Genomic DNA, 15,915 nt, shown 5'->3' with positions numbered 1-15,915 from the left:
GCTCCGATCAGCCGGGACTCAAGAACCCCCCAGAGAGAAAATCAATAATACATAAGGGTTTTTAAAAAGATTTTATTTCCCGCTCATAAGTTTCCGGGCAAACGCCTGGCATGAAAGCAGGTGGGGGCGGTCATCCGCTACGGACGCATTCCATGCAGCAGAGAAGAGCAGGAGCAGGGCATTGTCAAGAGTCGTATAAAATCCCGCATCATCGTCCTGTGCAGGGAGCAGTGGATTTGCGAGCACACCGGAATCTTCCGGTAAAAAGGTAAGGTACGTGGCAGGCCGGGGAAGCGACTGGTCGAGAAGTATTGCATGCTCTGAAACGATCATGAACGCACGGGTCAGCGATGATACCGGCCCGGTATCACCAGGTTGACCGGCAGCGACGACAGACCTCTGCGACGACTCTTTAAACTCCCCTTCGGCAAACCGGACAAATGCTACGGTTGCGTGATGCGCTGTTTCCGGGCTGGTACCCATAAATGAATCACGGGTCTGTTCGACATAAGTCCTGAGTGGTTCTGCAAGTTTTTTCCTGTCGGATTCTGCAGCACCTGATCTGCCGAACCGGTATTTCAGCCGGACGAGCAGGATGGTCAGGCTTGCCGCATACAGCAGTTCTAGTATGACTGCAGAAAAATTGTCTGTCGGCACTGCCAGAAAGATGAATGAATATATCGGGGTTGTCAGCGCAACAATGTCTTTTTTTTCCCGCATCCATGCCAGATAGGCAAGCACCCATGAAGCGAACACGCACCCGAGAATTGAGATCCGGAAATCCGCAGGGAAATCCGTAATCCAGAAGATGACAGCAATGAACGCTCCCCCGAACGAGAGGGCCGGGACTGACAGTTCAAGCCACCGGAACAAATTACTGCCGGATTCCTTTGGTTTTATAAACGGCATATGCAGACCTGACTGAAGGCGGTTTTTTGTCTTGTAATGTATTTTTATTCTTTTTTTATTTTTTTGATCGAGACACAGTTGATGACCGGGTCCCCGGTGACGATATACCGCCGGATCACCTGCCCCAGCACTTCGACCACATCGTTCACCTTCACGTCCTCATCAGGGCTGGTAAACATCTTGACCGAGATATCACCCGAACGATCGGCCACGGTATACTGCGGGCGGTTTAAGAACTGGAAATGGATACGTTCCACAACCCCCTCGATCCGCACAATTTTGCCGACCATATTCTCATTGATAAGCTTGACCCGCACCGTCTTTGCCTCACGCTCATAGATCGGCTCAATATCCGCATACTGGCTGCGGCTCATATAATTGAGCGCGATGGGGATGACAAGGAGCATGAACAGGACCGGGATCAGCCAGATGAGCTGTGACCTGACTTCGGGGCTGAACACGGAGGCAGCAACCAGAAAAATCGTGAAGAACACAAAGACCGCGATCGATACGATCGAGACCTTGACGTCAACATTTCCAATCTTCATTAAAAAGAGTGTTTGTGGTTAATCTACTTCAGTGCTGCGATCTCTTTTTGGAACGCAACCCAGTAGAGAACACCGACGAAGAACAGGCCTCCGACAATGTTACCGAGGGTAACCGGGATGACGTTTGCCGTCCACATCGAAACCCAGTTGATACCTGCGTTGATCTTGGTCGGGTCAGTGATAAAGCCCTGAGTGAAGATTCCTGCCGGTATGAAGTACATGTTGGCGATCGAGTGTTCCAGTCCGCTGGAAACGAAGGCCATGATCGGGAACCAGATGCCAAAGAACTTGCCGACCATGTCATCGGAACAGATCCCGAGCAGGATGGCGAGGTTGACAAGGTAGTTGCAGCCGATTGCCTTGAGGAACGCTGAATACATGCCCATCATGCCGACGTAACTTACCTTTGCGCCTGCGATGGCAATTGCACGTGAACCAAATGCGGTAACCGTGGCGGCTCCTGCTGCGTCAAATGATACAAACGGACCGTTTGCCATAAGATATGCCCAGAAGATTGAGCCGATCAGGTTCCCGATATAGACAAAGACCCACAGGTTCAGGACCTGCATCCAGCTGATCTTGTGGATGAATGCAGCCATCGGGGCGAGCATTGCATCGCCCGTAAAGAGCTCAGCACCCGTAAGAACGGTGATGATAAGCCCAACCGGGAACACTGCTCCCAGAATCAACTGTGCGATACCAGCTGATGCGAAACCACCTGGAACGGCTCCGGCAGTAATTTGTGCTGCCGAATAGGCAATCCCCGTGCTGCACACGGTTGCAAGAGCGCCACCCATGGCGATATATGCGCCGGACATGAATCCACGAAGGACCATGTTCCATGCGGGCAGGCCCACTTTGTACTTACCGGCATCGCCAGCCTTAGCGACGATTGCTACCGGAGGATGAAACACCATTTTTTTACACACCTCTGAAACGTCCACCTATACCAGCAACATATTAAATCAATTGTGTATAGGCCAAATAAAAATCTTTAATGGGAATATTAATAATTATCGGATTGTTTCTGTGAACGGGACTTTTATTGTGATATTTTGGTGTACTGGTAAAGAAATATGTTAAACAGTTTGCATTAATTTTTTAAAAAATAATGAAATTTTATCACGAAATGATCCCGGCAGACAGTCTTCGGGCATGTCGTGGTATTTAAATAAATCCAGAAGATTAGATGCGCGCAAATGAAGAATAGTTTACAAATTGCCTATCAAAATTAAAAATAATACAAAAAAAGGGTTATTTAGTGTTTTGGCACGGGGTTGAACACGTTCTCGTAGATCATGTCGCTGCCGGTGTTGTGCAGGCGTTCGCGTTCCGCTTTCTCCTCAACGAGTGCAAGGAGCGGGAGTTTCATGTCGGTGCCCGGCACATGGCCGAACATCTTCTCGAGTTCGACCTGCTGGGCGTGCATGAACAATGCGTTGGGTATCTCGGCAGGGCAGAGTTCCTGGCACTGGCCGCAGTTGACACAACTGTCCGCAATGTGGGCAAAGCGGATGAGGTGGAACATGAAGTTCGGCGGCAGCTGGCCGGGGGTCACGTACGCCGGGTTCTTCGTGGTGCAGTCCACACAGTAGCAGATCGGGCACGCCTCGATACAGGAGTAGCACTTGATGCACCGGCTTGTCTCGGTCATGATCTTCTTTAACCGGTCCTTGCCCTCGCCAAGGCTCTCGAAATCGTGCTTGCGCCACTTGTCGCCAAGCTTCATCATCGCGCCCTCGACCTTTCCGCGCATCTCGAGCCCCTTCGGGTTCGGTGCCTCGGTTGCGAGGACGCCTGCTTTCACTGCCCCGTTGACAAGGTTTGCACCCTTCTCGCTGCAGACCTCGACAAAGGTTGCCTTGCCTGCCTTGTCACCGATGACACCCCAGTTGCCGCAGGCAAGGTCCGCCTGGCGGGGGATTTTCATCTTGCACCGGCGGCAGTTGGACCTGCGGCCGTAGCCCTGTTCCTCAAGCTCGTCGATGGATATGCCCTTGTGGCCTCCCTCGTACTCGATGATGAACTGGCCCTTGTCGATCTCTTCCTTGTGCACCTTGTCCGGGTCGACACCGAATTTGTCGGCAATCATCTTACGGGCGGTGACCGGGCTGACCGATCCACCGCAGTTGACCCCGATCATTATGACATTGTCAAGGTTGATCTGCTTGCGCTTGGCGAGTTCATAGAACGCCATCGCGTCGCATCCCTTGACAGTTACCCCGATCTTTTTCGTAGCAGCCCCGTCAAGGTATTTCTTGACGAGCTTGGGGAGGAGGAGCGTCCCGCAGTGGAGGGAGCCGGCTGTTTTCACAAGATCCTTGGGATCGGTGATCAGCACGGGTTGTGCGTCATAGAGGTCTGTTCCCTTTGTGATGGCAAGGACAGCGTCCACCATCTTGGACTCGAGCGCGTATTTCCAGAGCCCGGTGACTGCGCCGCCAAGCTCAGCCTTTTTCTTGATCTCTGCGTCGTTTGTCCACGCGTAGAGCATATCGCCTTTCTTTGCCATGGTCAGGCCTCCTTGATCTTCTCAATTCTCACAGCACAGGCCTTGAACTCGGGGATGGCTGCAGTCGGATCCAGCGCATTGTTGGTGAGGGTGTTTGCCGCGCACTCCACGTAGTGGAACGGGATGAATACCTCGCCCTTCTTGATCCCCGTTGTGACACGGGCGCCAACCGTGATCTCGCCACGGCGGGTGATTGCCTTGACCATCTCCTTGTCCTTGATGCCCATTGCTTTTGCGTCCTCGGTGTTGATCTCGACCCAGCCCGTGGGCTCCTCGCGCTCGAGGTTCTCGGACCGGCGGGTCATCGTGCCGGTGTGCCATTGCCAGATACAGCGCCCGGTGGTCAGGATGAGCGGGTAGTCCTTATCCGGAACTTCAGCCGGGTATTTGAACTCGATTGGCGTGAAGATGCCCAGTCCGTCCGGGTGGGTGAACTTCTCCTTATGAAGGATCGGGGTCCCCGGGTGTTCCTTGGTGGGGCAGGGCCAGTGGAGGGCTTCGGGTTTTTCGAGCCGTGCATAGTCCATGCCACCATAGGACGGGGTGACCTTGGAGATCTCCGTGAATACCTCTTCCGCGCTCTTGTACGGGAACTGTTTCTCGAATCCCATGTACTTTGCCAGCTCGCAGAAGATCTGCCAGTCGGCTTTTGCCTCGCCGGGCGGGTCCTGGGCTTTGCGCCACTTCTGGACGCGGCGTTCGGTGTTGGTCTGGGTGCCGTCTTTCTCGGCATAGCAGGCAGCGGGCAACACGACGTTTGCAAACTGCGCAGTCTCGGTCAGGAAGATATCCTGCACGACCATGAATTCGACATTCTTCATTGCTTTCTCGACATGGTGGAGATCGGGGTCGGAGATCATCGGGTTCTCACCCATGATATAGACGCACTTGACCTTGCCGGGTTCGTCAGCGAGCGTGTTGATCAGCTTGGTGACGGTAAGACCGACCTTGCCCTCGGCAATCGTGCATCCCCACGCGTCCTCCATCTTCTTCTTCATCTCGGGGACGATGACAGCCTGGTAGCCGGAGTACACGTTTGCGAGCGCTCCCATATCGCAGGCGCCCTGCACGTTGTTCTGGCCACGCAGTGCGCAGATACCGGTGCCGGGCCTGCCGAGGTTTCCGGTCAGCATCTGGAGGTTTGCAATCGACTTGACATTGTCTACGCCGGTCGTGTGCTGGGTGATCCCCATCGAGTAAAGGACTGCGGACTGGCCGGACTTCCCGAACCACTCTGCTGCAGTGATGAGGTCCTTCTCGGGAATGCCGGAGATCTTCGAGACATTCGCCGGGCTGTAGGTGTCCTTCATCACGATCTCTTTGACCTTCTCGAAATCCTTGGTACGGTTCTTGACGAACTCCTTGTTCTCCCAGCCGTTCTTTATGATCTGCTGCATGAAGCAGTTGAAGATGGCCACATCTGTGCCCGAGTAAAAGGGCAGGTACAGGTCTGCGAATTTACCGGTCGGAGTGAGCCGTGGATCCGCATAGATGACTTTCGCACCATTCGCCTTTGCCTGCATCACGCGGCGCCCGATCAGCGGGTGGGTCTCAAACGTGTTGCTGCCGATAATCAAAAGACACTTTGATTCGGCAATGTCTGCGATCGACTGGGTCATTGCACCGGACCCGAATGCACCGGCAAGCCCGACAACTGTCGATGCGTGGCAGAGCCGGGCGCAGTGGTCGATGTTGGGGGTCTTGAGGACTGCACGCGCAAACTTCTGCATTAAGTAGTTCTCCTCGTTGGAGACACGTGCAGAAGCAAGGCATGCACTCTGCTCGCCCTGGTACTTCTTGAACTTCTCGGCGATCAGCTTGTAGGCCTCGTCCCAGCTTGCTTCGACGAACTTGCCGTCTTTCTTGATTAACGGCTTTGTCAGCCGGTCAGGACTGTTGATGAACTCATGCGCGTAGTTCCCCTTGGGGCAGAGCTTGCCCTCGTTGACGGGATTGCGGTGCCATGGCTGGACGCCGACAACCTTCTTGTCCACGACAACAAGGTTGAAGCCGCAGCCGGTACCGCAGTACGGGCATGTTGTTGGTACGTATTTCATATCCATGTTCTAACCTCGAACGACAATCATCTGTACTTAACATTATTTAAGGATTCTGAAATTTTATGAAAAATTGATGAATAGCGGTGGGTTCATCCCTGATGAAATTCAATACCTTCATTGCGAGTGGAGTTCATGGTTCTTGAAATTCCGGCTTTTTCGCATAAGAAAAATCCAGAGGAGGGTGTCCGCCAGTGAAAAGCCCCCGCATCCCGCCCATGATTGCGGATCTCATACAGACGGCACTATCTGCCTGCGACGGGGTGGTCTTTGATGAACGGGGTGCCTGCCCGGCGTGTGGCGGTGCATTATCCGGGTATGACACCAAGAAGAAACAGTTCGCGATAATGGCAGATGGGGTGGGGCGCCGCCCGATCCATGTTTTTGTCAGACGGTTCTTTTGCAAAGACTGCAAAAAAGTCTGCTTTGCCGATGAACCGTTCTATCCGGGGACACGGGTTGGTTCACCGGTCGTCGACCTCTGCGTCACCCTGCCCGGGACAATGCCCCTCACGCGGACTGCCACATATCTTGAAAAAGTTGGAATTTACATCGACCGGATGAGTGTCCGGAATTTTGTGCGCCGTCCGCTCCCGCCCATTGCCACAGCCAGCGTATTTGGCATCCGGCTCCCGATGTCAGTTGTTGCCCTCTCCTCCCTCGCCACCAGCCTCAGCGAGGGGGACCGCATCAAAGGGGCAGAAGCGCTCGCTGCCTGTGGTTTCCCATCCGCATCGCGGGCACCGCTTCAGCCGCCAGCTCCGGGAAAGGAACGGGATAAACGGAAGGAAGAGGAAGGCGACAAAGAACGGTAATCCGATCATCCAGAATATGAGTGAGAGCAGTAGTGAGCCGGCAAACAGACCTCCTGCAATCAGCCATGCCCGATTCATTTTGCCGACACCCGCGGGAAGGGTGGAGGCATAATAAGCCTCTGCTTCATTGTCTCACCGTTTCGCGCGACGGGAACGGGATTCAGGGACATTTTCCCGTGCCGCCACTTCCCGTACAGCGTACGCAGGCAGAGCGTCAGCAAACGGGCCGATCTCATCTGAAAGATCCGTGCCGGAAAGCTCCTTTGCAAAGAGCGCCGCACCGGTGCCGGCTGTTACGACCGATGAGGCGCCGGACTCTTTCATGACAGCACGCACCCGGTCACAGACAAGTGTCCGCTGCGCGTCCCAGAACTGCGAGGCGATCCCAATTGCATTCTGCTCCCCGATCTCTTCTAAGTCCGCGCAGACCACCCGGGAGAGCCGGCGCAGGGACGCATTTTCAGTCTTCCCCTTTTTATCAGGAGTATCGCAGGAGTACTCCTCCGGCGTGATATGCCCGAGCACGAGGTGGGCATCAGCAGAAATGGCAAAATATTCGGAGCTGCCCGGTGTCTTTGTACCGTCAATATCAAACGTGCGCACAAGGGCAGGCAGCGTTGTCCGCAGCATGCCGGTGTAAAGCAGGTATCCCTTCTGGAGACGCCTGAGGTCAGTCAGCCCTTTAAGGTCTGCAAAACACGGGAGCGGGATGATATCTGTCGTAGTGCTCCCCACGTCCACAAGCACGGAATCCGGGTACTGTTCTCTTAAATAATCCGCTGAAGCAAGCCAGTTTGCCGCAGCAAGCTGCGGGACGGCTACGGCATGGAATGCTGCATCAGTCCCGTAAAAGAGGGCTGACGGGAATACCTCCTGAACTGCACGCATGATATATGCGATACCTTCCGCTTTGCCAGAAAAGCAGTCGGCAAGCTCGCCGCTCATGACAACTGCTGCCGGCTCGCTGGATTTTTTCCGGTACTGCGCGAGCAGCCTGGTGAGCGGCGATCCTGTCCAGAGCGGGCAATAATGGATGTGGACACCGTCACCGTCAACGATCTTCAGGTTCGCGCCGCCAACATCAATCCCGATCATGCAGCCGTGACCTTCCCTGCCTTGTCAAACTTCACAGTGCCGGACAGGTGAACCTGCGCAGGCGGCTCACCTTTTGAGGCAGCAACGAGAATTTCTGCGATCTCTTCTTTCATGCACGCAGCAATCCCGACAAGACTTGTTGTGATGCGGGCATTGACGTCGACCACGTACACCCGGTCAGATACAACGACATCAACCCCGCAGTAGCCCTGGCAGCCGAGGACTTCGGCAGTCTTTTTTGCACAGTCCGCGATCTCCGCAAGACGCGGGTGATCGACCGGTGTCTCCCCGCCGAGGTAATGGAATACACCATCATCCCCCACATTTATGGACTGGCGGTTCAGGGCGAGCACGAGCGGCGGCGCACCCGAGAAATACATGCACGCGTCCCCCACCACCCTGCTCCCGACAAGGCTGACGGAAATGTGTTCGCCCTCGATATACCTCTGGCCGAACTCTTTTGGTCCGGTGGGTTCTTCCGTCAGCCGGACACCGGCCGCACCGCACCCGTTCACCGGTTTGACCACGCGCCTTCCCGTGCTCATTTCATCAGGGACCGGGATGCCGTGACTTCTTAAGATCTTTGCCGTGTGCACCTTGTTCGCGCAGACTGCGGCACTCATGGCGCCACACCCGATGTTGTGGGTGTGCTGTTCAAGGATCATCGTATACCGGGACAGCAGATGGTCGGGTGCGATCACAAGGCCAACGTCGCAGGACGGTGCGAGGCGGGCGATCTCATCCCCGAAATCCCCGGCCCCGGGGCTGACGACATCATACCCGCAGCGGATAAAACTCTGTGAAAGGACAGCAAGCATCGCCGCGCCCTCCGGGGCAAGGGAGGGGTCGTGCGACACCGTGTATTCGGCAAGCAGGGCTCTCATCCCTGATCTGTAGCACTGGCAGGGTGATGAGACTGACGGATCGGTGAATTATTTGAAGGGTGCGTGCAAAGAGGATGAGCATGAGAGACTCGATCCTGCTGACCAACGATGATGGCGTCAACTCGGTGGGCATCTGGGCGGCGTACGAAGCGCTGTCCGGCATTGCTGACGTGACCGTAGTTGCACCGGCGACCCAGCAGAGCGCAGTCGGCAGGTCAATTTCCATCTTCGAACCGATACGGGCAAACAAGGTGATGATCAACGGGAACCCGGCATATGCGGTCGCAGGAAAACCGACCGATGCGGTCATCATCGGGCTCTACGCGTTAAAACTAAACCCGACGCTGGTCGTGAGCGGGGTGAACATCGGGGAGAACCTTTCTTTTGAGTCAATCATGACCTCGGGAACTGTCGGTGCAGCCCTGGAAGCCTCCAACCAGGGCACCAAAGGGATCGCATTCTCGCTCCAGGTCGAGGACCAGGGGGAAAAGTTTGATGATCCCCGGCACCACAGCCAGAGTTTTGAACCCGCAAAAAAGGTCATTTGCGATGTCGTGTCCCGCGTCCTCAAAGAGGGTTTTCCCCCGGGCGCTGATGTGATCAACGTCAACATTCCCTCAACCATCAAAGGCGGTTATGAGATCACGCGCCTTGCACACAAACTGTTCAGGACCGGCGTTGAACAGCGCCTTGATCCCCGCGGACGCCCGTATTACTGGATCAACGGGCCGCTTATCGACGATGCTGAGGAGGGCACTGATGTTCACGCAATCCGCAAAGGCAACATTTCAGTCACGCCGATAACGCTTGACTGCACCGCGTTTTCTGCAGACGGGGAACTCAAAGATCTTTTGTCAGAAAAAAAATAATGAGCCGGAGGTGCTCTTACATCTCCACCTTATACCCTGCCGAAACCCACGCGGCATAGTTACCTTTCAGACGGTAAACCGGGGAGAAACCGGCATTGACGAGCGTGGTCGCACCCTGGATGCTCGGGGCATCACCGTGGCAATAGACAAGGTACGGTCGTGTTCTGTCAAGATCAGGAAGCCGTGACGACAGGGCTGAAACAGGAATGCTGATTGCACCGGGCAGGTGCCCGCGGTCATAATACGGCGATACATCGATGATAACGAGATCGGGATGAGTATCGATCAGCGTCTTTGCTTCTGCCGGTGTCACATCGGTATAGCTGGTGCTGCTGCCCGATGGGGGAGCTGCAGGCTGGGTACAGCCACAGGCAAGGAGGGACAGCATGATGATAAGAATTAAAGAGAGGACCTTCACAGTTGTCATCGTCTTCTCCTTGGAAACCCTGCACAATAAACATTTGTGTGAAGGTATTCCCGCGTTCCTGTGAGGAAGCGTGCCGCATCCTGTTTTTTTCCTGCCGGATGCCACGTACCTTTGGAGACATGCCGGGCCGCAGTCCGTCCGGAAAGAACCGGGACGCCACGCTTAATTATTCATGCACCGATATCTATCAGATTGATGGAAAAGCAGGCAGCAAACGCGGGCAAACGCGCCGCAGGATATAAAGCCGCGGACCTTGTGAAGAAAGGCATGGTTATCGGCCTTGGCACGGGCTCAACGGTCTTTTTTGCGATGGAGCGTCTGCAGGAACGAATTTCGGCCGGTCTTGAGATCAGCGGAGTCCCGACTTCGTACCAGACTGCCATCCGGGCACGGGTGTACGGCATCCCGCTGACAACTCTTGATGAGCACCCTGTTCTCGACCTCGCAATCGATGGCGCCGACCAGGTCGACCCGCAATTCCGGTTGATCAAGGGCAGGGGTGCTGCCCAGACCCGGGAAAAGTGCGTGGCTGCCGCCGCCCGCAGGTTCATCGTCGTGGTTGATGCATCAAAACTGACACCCTGCCTGAATGCCCCGGTCCCTGTCGAAGTACTGCCGTTTGCCCTCACTCCGGTGATGGCGAAGCTGAAATCAATGGGCGGCGTGCCGGTCGTGCGCGAGGCGATAAAAAAAGACGGGCCGGTCATAACCGACAATGGCAACTTTGAAATTGACTGTGCCTTCGGGGCGATCGGTGACCCGGAAGCACTAGAAGCCGCCCTTGTGGGGATCCCGGGGGTCATCGGGAGCGGACTTTTTACCGGCTTTTACAAAAAGACAAAAGTAATCGCAGGCGATGAAAAAAGGTGCCGGGTCCTAAAAAAAATCAGTTGATATAATTGCGTAATTTCTGAATGAGCTGGAGCTGGTGGTTGGCTTCTTTCTTCTTTTCTTTCTCTATGCTGTCCATGATGTCGTTGATCGGTTTAGCCAGCTCGTAGATCTTGACCGGTCTTCCCTTGCTCTCTGCCTTGCTCTCCCTGCTCGTGATCCATGCATGTTCCATCAGGTACCGCATTGCAATGCTGACTTCAGGCTGGCGGAGGTCCGTGCCCCGCTCGATGGCGCGGGAGGTCGCCTCCGGAGTGTTTGCTAAAAACACGAGCACTTTGGCAACATTTCTCTTGGTGCCGATCTCAATGAGGAGGTTTGCAAACTCTTCTTCCTTTTCCGTAAAATACATCACATTTTCCTGTCGCATACAACACATCCGGAATATTTTTTCTATAAATTCCAGATATCCATATCTAATATGCGATATATATATTATGGTATCGTTCATCAATGAGAGAATAATTTAAATATAATAACCCTGATGAGTCTGATAAAAAAATTATAACTTAAATATAACTAATGGTTTTTTAAAGAAAATAATGAGGAAAATGTTTACATCAGGCCAAGGCTGCGCAGGTCAGCGAGGATCTTGACAACCGCTTTCTTTGCATCCTCCGGTTCCTTGCCGCCGGTGATGATCAGTTTGCCGGACCCGAAGAGAAGGACAACCACCTTGGGGTTCTCGAGCCGGTACACGAGGCCAGGGAACTGTTCGGGTTCGTACTCGATCCGGTCCAGGTTGAACCCGACGGCGATCTTGTTGAGGTTGATTGCGGTGGCAAGGTCTGCGGAAGTGACAATATTCTGGATCTTATACGTCAGTTTCTTCGGGATGTCGATCTTTAAGTCACGAAGCTGTTTTCCCAGAATTTCCAGGCCTTTGCTCAGGCTCTCGATACTCTTTGCACCGGTCAAGACCACCTTGCCTGAACCAAAGACCAGAGCAGCGATCTTAGGGTTCTGCATCCGCAGGACAACACCCGGGAAGCGTTTCTTGTTGTATTCGGCGTCCTTGATCTTTGACGCGAGCTCCGGGAGATCCAGATAATCGGTCACCTTTGCAGAGGCAACGATATTTTCAATCTTAAGGGAATCTTCTGGTCTGACCTTCATGTTTATAAATGCCACAGAACAGTATTTAAAAAGTTGGGTTAGATAAACTGCATTAACATTAAACTTTAAGGGTCGGGATATCCCCGGGATTGATCCACTTCTCTTTTGCCTTGAGAACACTCTGTATGATCCTGCCGGACCGGGTCTTGGACAAGACGGGACAAATTCGATCTCTGAAGGTATTGCTATCGGGCAAAAGCATAATCCGCACATGGCAGATGAGCTCGTTTTGTAACCGTTCGCTCGCGAATGTGACCGATCCGGATCGGATTAATAAAAATTGCGGAAAATTAGCTCTCTGCCTGAAAAAAAGAGAAGAAAAATTGCCTGCAAACCAGATGGAGTAATACAGGCAACAATTACTGCGTTACCACACTCCGGGAAATACCATCTCGATGTAGATGTCTTTTAGCCGGGCCTTGTGCCCCCGCTCCATTGAGGCGAGGTCAGTGAAGAGTTTTTTTATTGCCGCGTCCATGCTGGCGTTTGCATGCTGGGTATACATCGACATTGCTTCGAGCTATTTTTTGATCGCAACGACAAGTCCGTCGAGTGGTTTCATGTCGGGCATAAGGGCTGGTGTTTTTTACGGGTCGCCGACCTTGAAATCCTCCTTTGCATCGATGTTCATTGCCTTGATGTCCTTTGTGAGCAAATTCTGCAGGAATTCGCGGTGTTTTGTCTCACCGCCGGCAAGTTCGGCAAACATCTTTTTCAATGCGGGACCCTTGATGACCATTACATCACCCGAATCTGAAAATGCCGGAATCTAAAAAACAACCTTATTGTTCTTGGACGGGTAACCAGTCCACAGGTAAGGTAAAGATTGATGGGAGAAATGGTACGCCATACATGCCAGTACTGCGGGAAAGATGCGATCGGGTACCAGGGGTTCGGGTGCTGCTCGGCATACGTGTGTGCCGACCATGCCCACCCCAACCTTCTGGCGCTCAGACCCGGTGAGAAACTTACGGGTGATGAATGTCACCTCGAACGGTTTTTACCGGAATAAACCGAATTGATTTTTTTTATTTTGAGTTAAAAGCCGGATATTTTTTATTTTTTTAGCATGTATCAGAAAAGCACATTATTCTATTAATCGTATTGCCGCCAGGTGTGGCTGCATTCGACGCACCGGAAGAACCTGACCTCGCTCTCATCTGCGGCACGGAGCTGGCGCAGCCACCAGAAGGCGAGGTTGTTATCGCATTTCGGGCACCTGATCTGGATGGTGGGCATGGTCTTGATCTTTTCATCCTCATCATCCACTATGGTAATCTCGTTCTCGGTGCGCTTCCTCTCTTTTACCATCTGGTCAGCCCCGCCGATCTTCCTGATATAGCCGCATTTCCTGCACTTGAGCTGGCCCCCCGAAGAGATCAGCATGGTTTTACATTCAGGGCAGAACATTGCTACAGTAATGCGCTCCCAAAGGAGATGAACCTGTGGATGATCCCAACGACGCAGACTGCACGAGAGTCAAACATACCTGATTAATCCTGCAGGTTTTGAGAATCCTTTTTTTGGTTTGACGAGAATATGTCTTTAATGATCGAGTATCTGGTGCTGATCTCATGCATCGGTTTTCTGGCATTCCTGATACCCGGTCGGTCCAGGAAGTATGCCGCGATCATCGGCTGGACGTTCATTGTCCTTTCCCTCTTTGCAAACCTTCCTGAATATTTCGCTGAAAATAATTTCATGTACCCCCTGATGGCGGTACTCTCGGTGCCGTTTTTGTATATCACCGTCAAATACCTGCTCCGCGATGACCGGCGGGTCATCAGCCTGTCGCGGGCGGCGGCCGTTGCGTTCTTGATCTATGCCCCGTTTGAATATATCCCGGCAGTCGGGGACTGGCTGATCGGGATCGTTGTCGGGCAGGTAGCTTTTATCCTTGACTCGCTCGGCCACACGGTCACGCTCACCGACTGGAACATCATCGCCCGAAACAACCTGCGCGTCGAGATCATCCTCGCCTGCACGGGCATCCAGAGCATTGCGATCATGCTGGGGGTTGCCTCTGCCGTTTCCACGAGCTTCCGGCAGAAGATAACTGCATTCCTCCTTGTCGCACCGACCATCTACATCTTAAACCTGCTCCGCAACGTCTTTGTGATCATGGCGTATACCGGACAGTGGTTCCCGTATCACCCGGAGATCGCGGGCAACGGCGAGTTCGGGTACGAGAGTTTCTTCTGGGCGCACAACGTGATCGCCGAACTGCTTGCGCTTGTGCTGCTGGTTGCCATCGCATACGGGTTGTTCCGGATCATCCCGGACCTTGGGAATTTTGCTGACGACCTGTACCAGTTGTATTACAGTGAAGTCAGGGCAATGTTCTATAGAGGTAAATAATCCGCTGGACTGCCGAGAGGTTCGTGCAGGCCGCGATGATGATGACCGATACCCAGATATAACCAGACACCCCTCCTAGGATCAGGACCAGAAGGGTTTCGGGCCTGCCGAAGAACCCGACCCCTTCAAGCGGGTCGTCGATTTTGCCCCCCACCTTCTCCCGGTACCCGATCTCTGCATACACGACGGGTTTGATGAAGGTGTTCATGAGCGAACCGATAATCGCAAACGCGACAATCGCGTAATCGGCCATTGGAGATACCGGCAAAAGCCCGCTCACGATTGCAATACCCGAGAGCCCGACGCCCAGCAGGGCGAGGGCGTCAACGTACTTGTCAACGATCCAGTCAAAGACCGCCCCGAAATCGGTATGGGCACCGGTCTTTCGTGCCACACTCCCGTCAACAAGGTCAAAGACCGCTGATACAAACAGCGCGAGGCTGCCCCAGAGAAATTCACCACGGTAGAAAAGGATGGCGCACAGAACACCTGCGAACAGTGCAAGAAGCGAGATCTGGTTTGGCGTGATCCCGGCCTTCACAAACAGGTCTGCTACCGGTTCGAGATAGCCTATGAACCTTGACCGGTACGCAGTAATATTCATAGCTCAAATCATGGGTTTGCGCCTCATAAAAATTGTTGCCTAAAAAAATAACATCCCGTCCTGAATTAAAATCCCACCTGCTTGGCCATCGTCATCTTCTTTATATGCCCTGACAAATGATAGACAAGAGTGGAGTGGAAATGCCAGACACAATGAACCGTCCGCATGTCCTGATGATGTCAGAGATCACTGCTGACGGCAAACTGACGCTAAAGAAAGGAGCGTCAAGCAAGATCCTGATGAAGTACATGGCGCACGAGACCGAGATCCTTCTCCACGAGACCCGTGCGGCATATGATGCGATCATGGTCGGCGCAAACACGATCCGGATTGACAATTCCTTCCTGACCGTACGGCTCGTCCCCGGGAAAAGCCCTCTGCGGGTAATCCCCTGCAGCATGGCAGACATCCCGATGGATGCAAATGTTCTTGGTCCGGATGCCCCGAGCGTGATCGCTGTCTGCGATCAGGCACCGGCAGATCGCGTCGCGGCGATAAAGAACAGGGGCGTTCATGTGGCAGTCGCGGGAAAGCACCATGTCGAACTCCCGCTTTTAATGAAGATACTCAAAGAAAAATTTCATGTCAACAGGCTCATGATCGAGGGAGGCCCGACGCTGAACTGGCACATGCTCCATCACCAGCTCGTCGATGAGATCCGGCTGATCCACCTCCCCTTTATCGTCGGTGGTTCGGACACCCCGTCGCTTGTCGGCGGGATGCATATCAATTCCGAGGACGAGATGATACGGCTGAGGCTCAAGAACCATTACATGTGCGGCACCAACCTCGTCTCCGAGTATGATGTGCTGTACCGCGAAGGGTAATCT

At 53.7% G+C, this 15,915-nt stretch carries 20 protein-coding genes; 6 read left to right on the top strand and 14 right to left on the bottom strand.

Features of this window, described 5'->3' with window-relative positions:
* Positions 1 to 72 precede the first annotated feature (72 nt).
* The 5 genes from OS112_04285 to fdhF form a co-directional block, all read right to left on the bottom strand.
* Positions 73 to 909 carry a hypothetical protein gene (locus OS112_04285; protein WAC05853.1) on the bottom strand — a complete coding sequence of 279 codons (837 nt, stop codon included), beginning with the start codon at positions 907 to 909 and terminating at the stop codon, positions 73 to 75.
* 44 nt (positions 910 to 953) lie between these two features.
* The gene (locus tag OS112_04280; GenBank protein ID WAC05852.1) at positions 954 to 1,457 is read right to left on the bottom strand and encodes a nucleotide-binding protein; all 504 of its coding nucleotides are present in this window, start codon (positions 1,455 to 1,457) and stop codon (positions 954 to 956) included.
* A 23-nt stretch (positions 1,458 to 1,480) separates the two neighbouring features.
* Positions 1,481 to 2,374, bottom strand: coding sequence for a formate/nitrite transporter family protein (locus OS112_04275; protein WAC05851.1), 894 nt, complete (start codon positions 2,372 to 2,374; stop codon positions 1,481 to 1,483).
* Between the two features lie 341 nt (positions 2,375 to 2,715).
* Complete coding sequence (locus OS112_04270) at positions 2,716 to 3,969, bottom strand: Coenzyme F420 hydrogenase/dehydrogenase, beta subunit C-terminal domain (protein ID WAC05850.1); 1,254 nt, start codon at positions 3,967 to 3,969, stop codon at positions 2,716 to 2,718.
* Positions 3,970 to 3,971: 2 nt separating this feature from the next.
* Positions 3,972 to 6,032, bottom strand: a complete 2,061-nt coding sequence (gene fdhF, locus OS112_04265) for a formate dehydrogenase subunit alpha (GenBank protein ID WAC05849.1) — start codon at positions 6,030 to 6,032, stop codon at positions 3,972 to 3,974.
* A 188-nt stretch (positions 6,033 to 6,220) separates the two neighbouring features.
* Here fdhF and OS112_04260 point away from each other — a divergent pair, with 188 nt between their 5' ends.
* Positions 6,221 to 6,841, top strand: coding sequence for a hypothetical protein (locus tag OS112_04260; GenBank protein ID WAC05848.1), 621 nt, complete (start codon positions 6,221 to 6,223; stop codon positions 6,839 to 6,841).
* A 132-nt stretch (positions 6,842 to 6,973) separates the two neighbouring features.
* On the opposite strand, the gene OS112_04255 is transcribed toward OS112_04260, so the two are convergent.
* Both OS112_04255 and OS112_04250 read right to left on the bottom strand, forming a co-directional pair.
* The gene (locus OS112_04255) at positions 6,974 to 7,936 is read right to left on the bottom strand and encodes a H4MPT-linked C1 transfer pathway protein (protein WAC05847.1); all 963 of its coding nucleotides are present in this window, start codon (positions 7,934 to 7,936) and stop codon (positions 6,974 to 6,976) included.
* On the bottom strand, positions 7,933 to 8,820 hold the full coding sequence (locus OS112_04250; GenBank protein WAC05846.1) for an ATP-grasp domain-containing protein: 888 nt from the start codon (positions 8,818 to 8,820) through the stop codon (positions 7,933 to 7,935). Before OS112_04250 ends, OS112_04255 begins: the two co-directional genes overlap by 4 nt.
* An 80-nt stretch (positions 8,821 to 8,900) precedes the next feature.
* Between OS112_04250 and surE the strand changes: the two genes are divergently transcribed.
* A complete protein-coding gene (gene surE, locus OS112_04245; GenBank protein WAC05845.1) occupies positions 8,901 to 9,689 on the top strand; it encodes a 5'/3'-nucleotidase SurE in 789 nt (262 codons plus the stop codon).
* 16 nt (positions 9,690 to 9,705) lie between these two features.
* Here the strand turns inward: surE and OS112_04240 are convergent, their stop codons facing one another.
* The gene (locus OS112_04240; GenBank protein ID WAC05844.1) at positions 9,706 to 10,116 is read right to left on the bottom strand and encodes a rhodanese-like domain-containing protein; all 411 of its coding nucleotides are present in this window, start codon (positions 10,114 to 10,116) and stop codon (positions 9,706 to 9,708) included.
* 195 nt (positions 10,117 to 10,311) lie between these two features.
* On the opposite strand from OS112_04240, the gene rpiA reads away from it, so the two are divergent.
* On the top strand, positions 10,312 to 11,010 hold the full coding sequence (gene rpiA, locus OS112_04235; protein ID WAC05843.1) for a ribose-5-phosphate isomerase RpiA: 699 nt from the start codon (positions 10,312 to 10,314) through the stop codon (positions 11,008 to 11,010).
* On the opposite strand, the gene OS112_04230 is transcribed toward rpiA, so the two are convergent.
* The 4 genes from OS112_04230 to OS112_04215 all read right to left on the bottom strand — a co-directional run bounded on the left by OS112_04230 (position 11,003) and on the right by OS112_04215 (position 12,862).
* Complete coding sequence (locus OS112_04230; GenBank protein WAC05842.1) at positions 11,003 to 11,377, bottom strand: ArsR family transcriptional regulator; 375 nt, start codon at positions 11,375 to 11,377, stop codon at positions 11,003 to 11,005. The two genes, rpiA and OS112_04230, sit on opposite strands and share 8 nt — an antisense overlap.
* A 185-nt stretch (positions 11,378 to 11,562) precedes the next feature.
* The gene (locus tag OS112_04225) at positions 11,563 to 12,123 is read right to left on the bottom strand and encodes a TATA-box-binding protein (GenBank protein WAC05841.1); all 561 of its coding nucleotides are present in this window, start codon (positions 12,121 to 12,123) and stop codon (positions 11,563 to 11,565) included.
* Between the two features lie 367 nt (positions 12,124 to 12,490).
* Entirely contained in the window at positions 12,491 to 12,634 is a 144-nt protein-coding gene (locus OS112_04220; protein WAC05840.1) for a hypothetical protein, read from the bottom strand.
* Between the two features lie 75 nt (positions 12,635 to 12,709).
* On the bottom strand, positions 12,710 to 12,862 hold the full coding sequence (locus OS112_04215; protein ID WAC05839.1) for a hypothetical protein: 153 nt from the start codon (positions 12,860 to 12,862) through the stop codon (positions 12,710 to 12,712).
* 90 nt (positions 12,863 to 12,952) lie between these two features.
* Here OS112_04215 and OS112_04210 point away from each other — a divergent pair, with 90 nt between their 5' ends.
* Positions 12,953 to 13,135 (top strand): hypothetical protein, encoded by a 183-nt coding sequence (locus OS112_04210; GenBank protein WAC05838.1) that lies wholly within the window; start codon positions 12,953 to 12,955, stop codon positions 13,133 to 13,135.
* 83 nt (positions 13,136 to 13,218) lie between these two features.
* Here OS112_04210 and OS112_04205 read toward each other — a convergent pair whose 3' ends face one another.
* Positions 13,219 to 13,533, bottom strand: a complete 315-nt coding sequence (locus tag OS112_04205; protein WAC05837.1) for a transcription factor S — start codon at positions 13,531 to 13,533, stop codon at positions 13,219 to 13,221.
* 138 nt (positions 13,534 to 13,671) lie between these two features.
* On the opposite strand from OS112_04205, the gene artA reads away from it, so the two are divergent.
* A complete protein-coding gene (gene artA / locus OS112_04200) occupies positions 13,672 to 14,481 on the top strand; it encodes an archaeosortase A (GenBank protein WAC05836.1) in 810 nt (269 codons plus the stop codon).
* On the opposite strand, the gene OS112_04195 is transcribed toward artA, so the two are convergent.
* Positions 14,453 to 15,085 carry a CDP-alcohol phosphatidyltransferase family protein gene (locus tag OS112_04195; protein ID WAC05835.1) on the bottom strand — a complete coding sequence of 211 codons (633 nt, stop codon included), beginning with the start codon at positions 15,083 to 15,085 and terminating at the stop codon, positions 14,453 to 14,455. The two genes, artA and OS112_04195, sit on opposite strands and share 29 nt — an antisense overlap.
* Positions 15,086 to 15,225: 140 nt before the next feature.
* Between OS112_04195 and OS112_04190 the strand changes: the two genes are divergently transcribed.
* Complete coding sequence (locus tag OS112_04190; GenBank protein WAC05834.1) at positions 15,226 to 15,912, top strand: dihydrofolate reductase family protein; 687 nt, start codon at positions 15,226 to 15,228, stop codon at positions 15,910 to 15,912.
* Positions 15,913 to 15,915 lie beyond the last annotated feature (3 nt).

The organism is Methanoregula sp. (genome assembly GCA_026625165.1).
In the GTDB taxonomy this organism is placed as follows: Archaea; Halobacteriota; Methanomicrobia; order Methanomicrobiales; family Methanospirillaceae; genus MVRE01.
Note: the sequence above shows the minus strand (reverse complement) of the source record. Positions and strands in the feature narration are given on the sequence as shown.

What these genes read in the sequence shown, in the direction of transcription:
- OS112_04220 (WAC05840.1), bottom strand. Translation starts at nt 12,634, where the DNA reads ATGTCGATGTATACCCAGCATGCAAACGCCAGCATGGACGCGGCAATA.
- OS112_04240 (WAC05844.1), bottom strand. Translation starts at nt 10,116, where the DNA reads ATGACAACTGTGAAGGTCCTCTCTTTAATTCTTATCATCATGCTGTCC.
- fdhF (WAC05849.1), bottom strand. Translation starts at nt 6,032, where the DNA reads ATGGATATGAAATACGTACCAACAACATGCCCGTACTGCGGTACCGGC.
- OS112_04285 (WAC05853.1), bottom strand. Translation starts at nt 909, where the DNA reads ATGCCGTTTATAAAACCAAAGGAATCCGGCAGTAATTTGTTCCGGTGG.
- OS112_04250 (WAC05846.1), bottom strand. Translation starts at nt 8,820, where the DNA reads ATGAGAGCCCTGCTTGCCGAATACACGGTGTCGCACGACCCCTCCCTT.
- artA (WAC05836.1), top strand. Translation starts at nt 13,672, where the DNA reads ATGATCGAGTATCTGGTGCTGATCTCATGCATCGGTTTTCTGGCATTC.
- OS112_04195 (WAC05835.1), bottom strand. Translation starts at nt 15,085, where the DNA reads ATGAATATTACTGCGTACCGGTCAAGGTTCATAGGCTATCTCGAACCG.
- OS112_04225 (WAC05841.1), bottom strand. Translation starts at nt 12,123, where the DNA reads ATGAAGGTCAGACCAGAAGATTCCCTTAAGATTGAAAATATCGTTGCC.
- OS112_04280 (WAC05852.1), bottom strand. Translation starts at nt 1,457, where the DNA reads ATGAAGATTGGAAATGTTGACGTCAAGGTCTCGATCGTATCGATCGCG.
- OS112_04270 (WAC05850.1), bottom strand. Translation starts at nt 3,969, where the DNA reads ATGGCAAAGAAAGGCGATATGCTCTACGCGTGGACAAACGACGCAGAG.
- rpiA (WAC05843.1), top strand. Translation starts at nt 10,312, where the DNA reads ATGGAAAAGCAGGCAGCAAACGCGGGCAAACGCGCCGCAGGATATAAA.
- OS112_04210 (WAC05838.1), top strand. Translation starts at nt 12,953, where the DNA reads ATGGGAGAAATGGTACGCCATACATGCCAGTACTGCGGGAAAGATGCG.
- OS112_04255 (WAC05847.1), bottom strand. Translation starts at nt 7,936, where the DNA reads ATGATCGGGATTGATGTTGGCGGCGCGAACCTGAAGATCGTTGACGGT.
- OS112_04205 (WAC05837.1), bottom strand. Translation starts at nt 13,533, where the DNA reads ATGTTCTGCCCTGAATGTAAAACCATGCTGATCTCTTCGGGGGGCCAG.
- OS112_04275 (WAC05851.1), bottom strand. Translation starts at nt 2,374, where the DNA reads ATGGTGTTTCATCCTCCGGTAGCAATCGTCGCTAAGGCTGGCGATGCC.
- surE (WAC05845.1), top strand. Translation starts at nt 8,901, where the DNA reads ATGAGAGACTCGATCCTGCTGACCAACGATGATGGCGTCAACTCGGTG.
- OS112_04230 (WAC05842.1), bottom strand. Translation starts at nt 11,377, where the DNA reads ATGCGACAGGAAAATGTGATGTATTTTACGGAAAAGGAAGAAGAGTTT.
- OS112_04190 (WAC05834.1), top strand. Translation starts at nt 15,226, where the DNA reads ATGCCAGACACAATGAACCGTCCGCATGTCCTGATGATGTCAGAGATC.
- OS112_04215 (WAC05839.1), bottom strand. Translation starts at nt 12,862, where the DNA reads ATGGTCATCAAGGGTCCCGCATTGAAAAAGATGTTTGCCGAACTTGCC.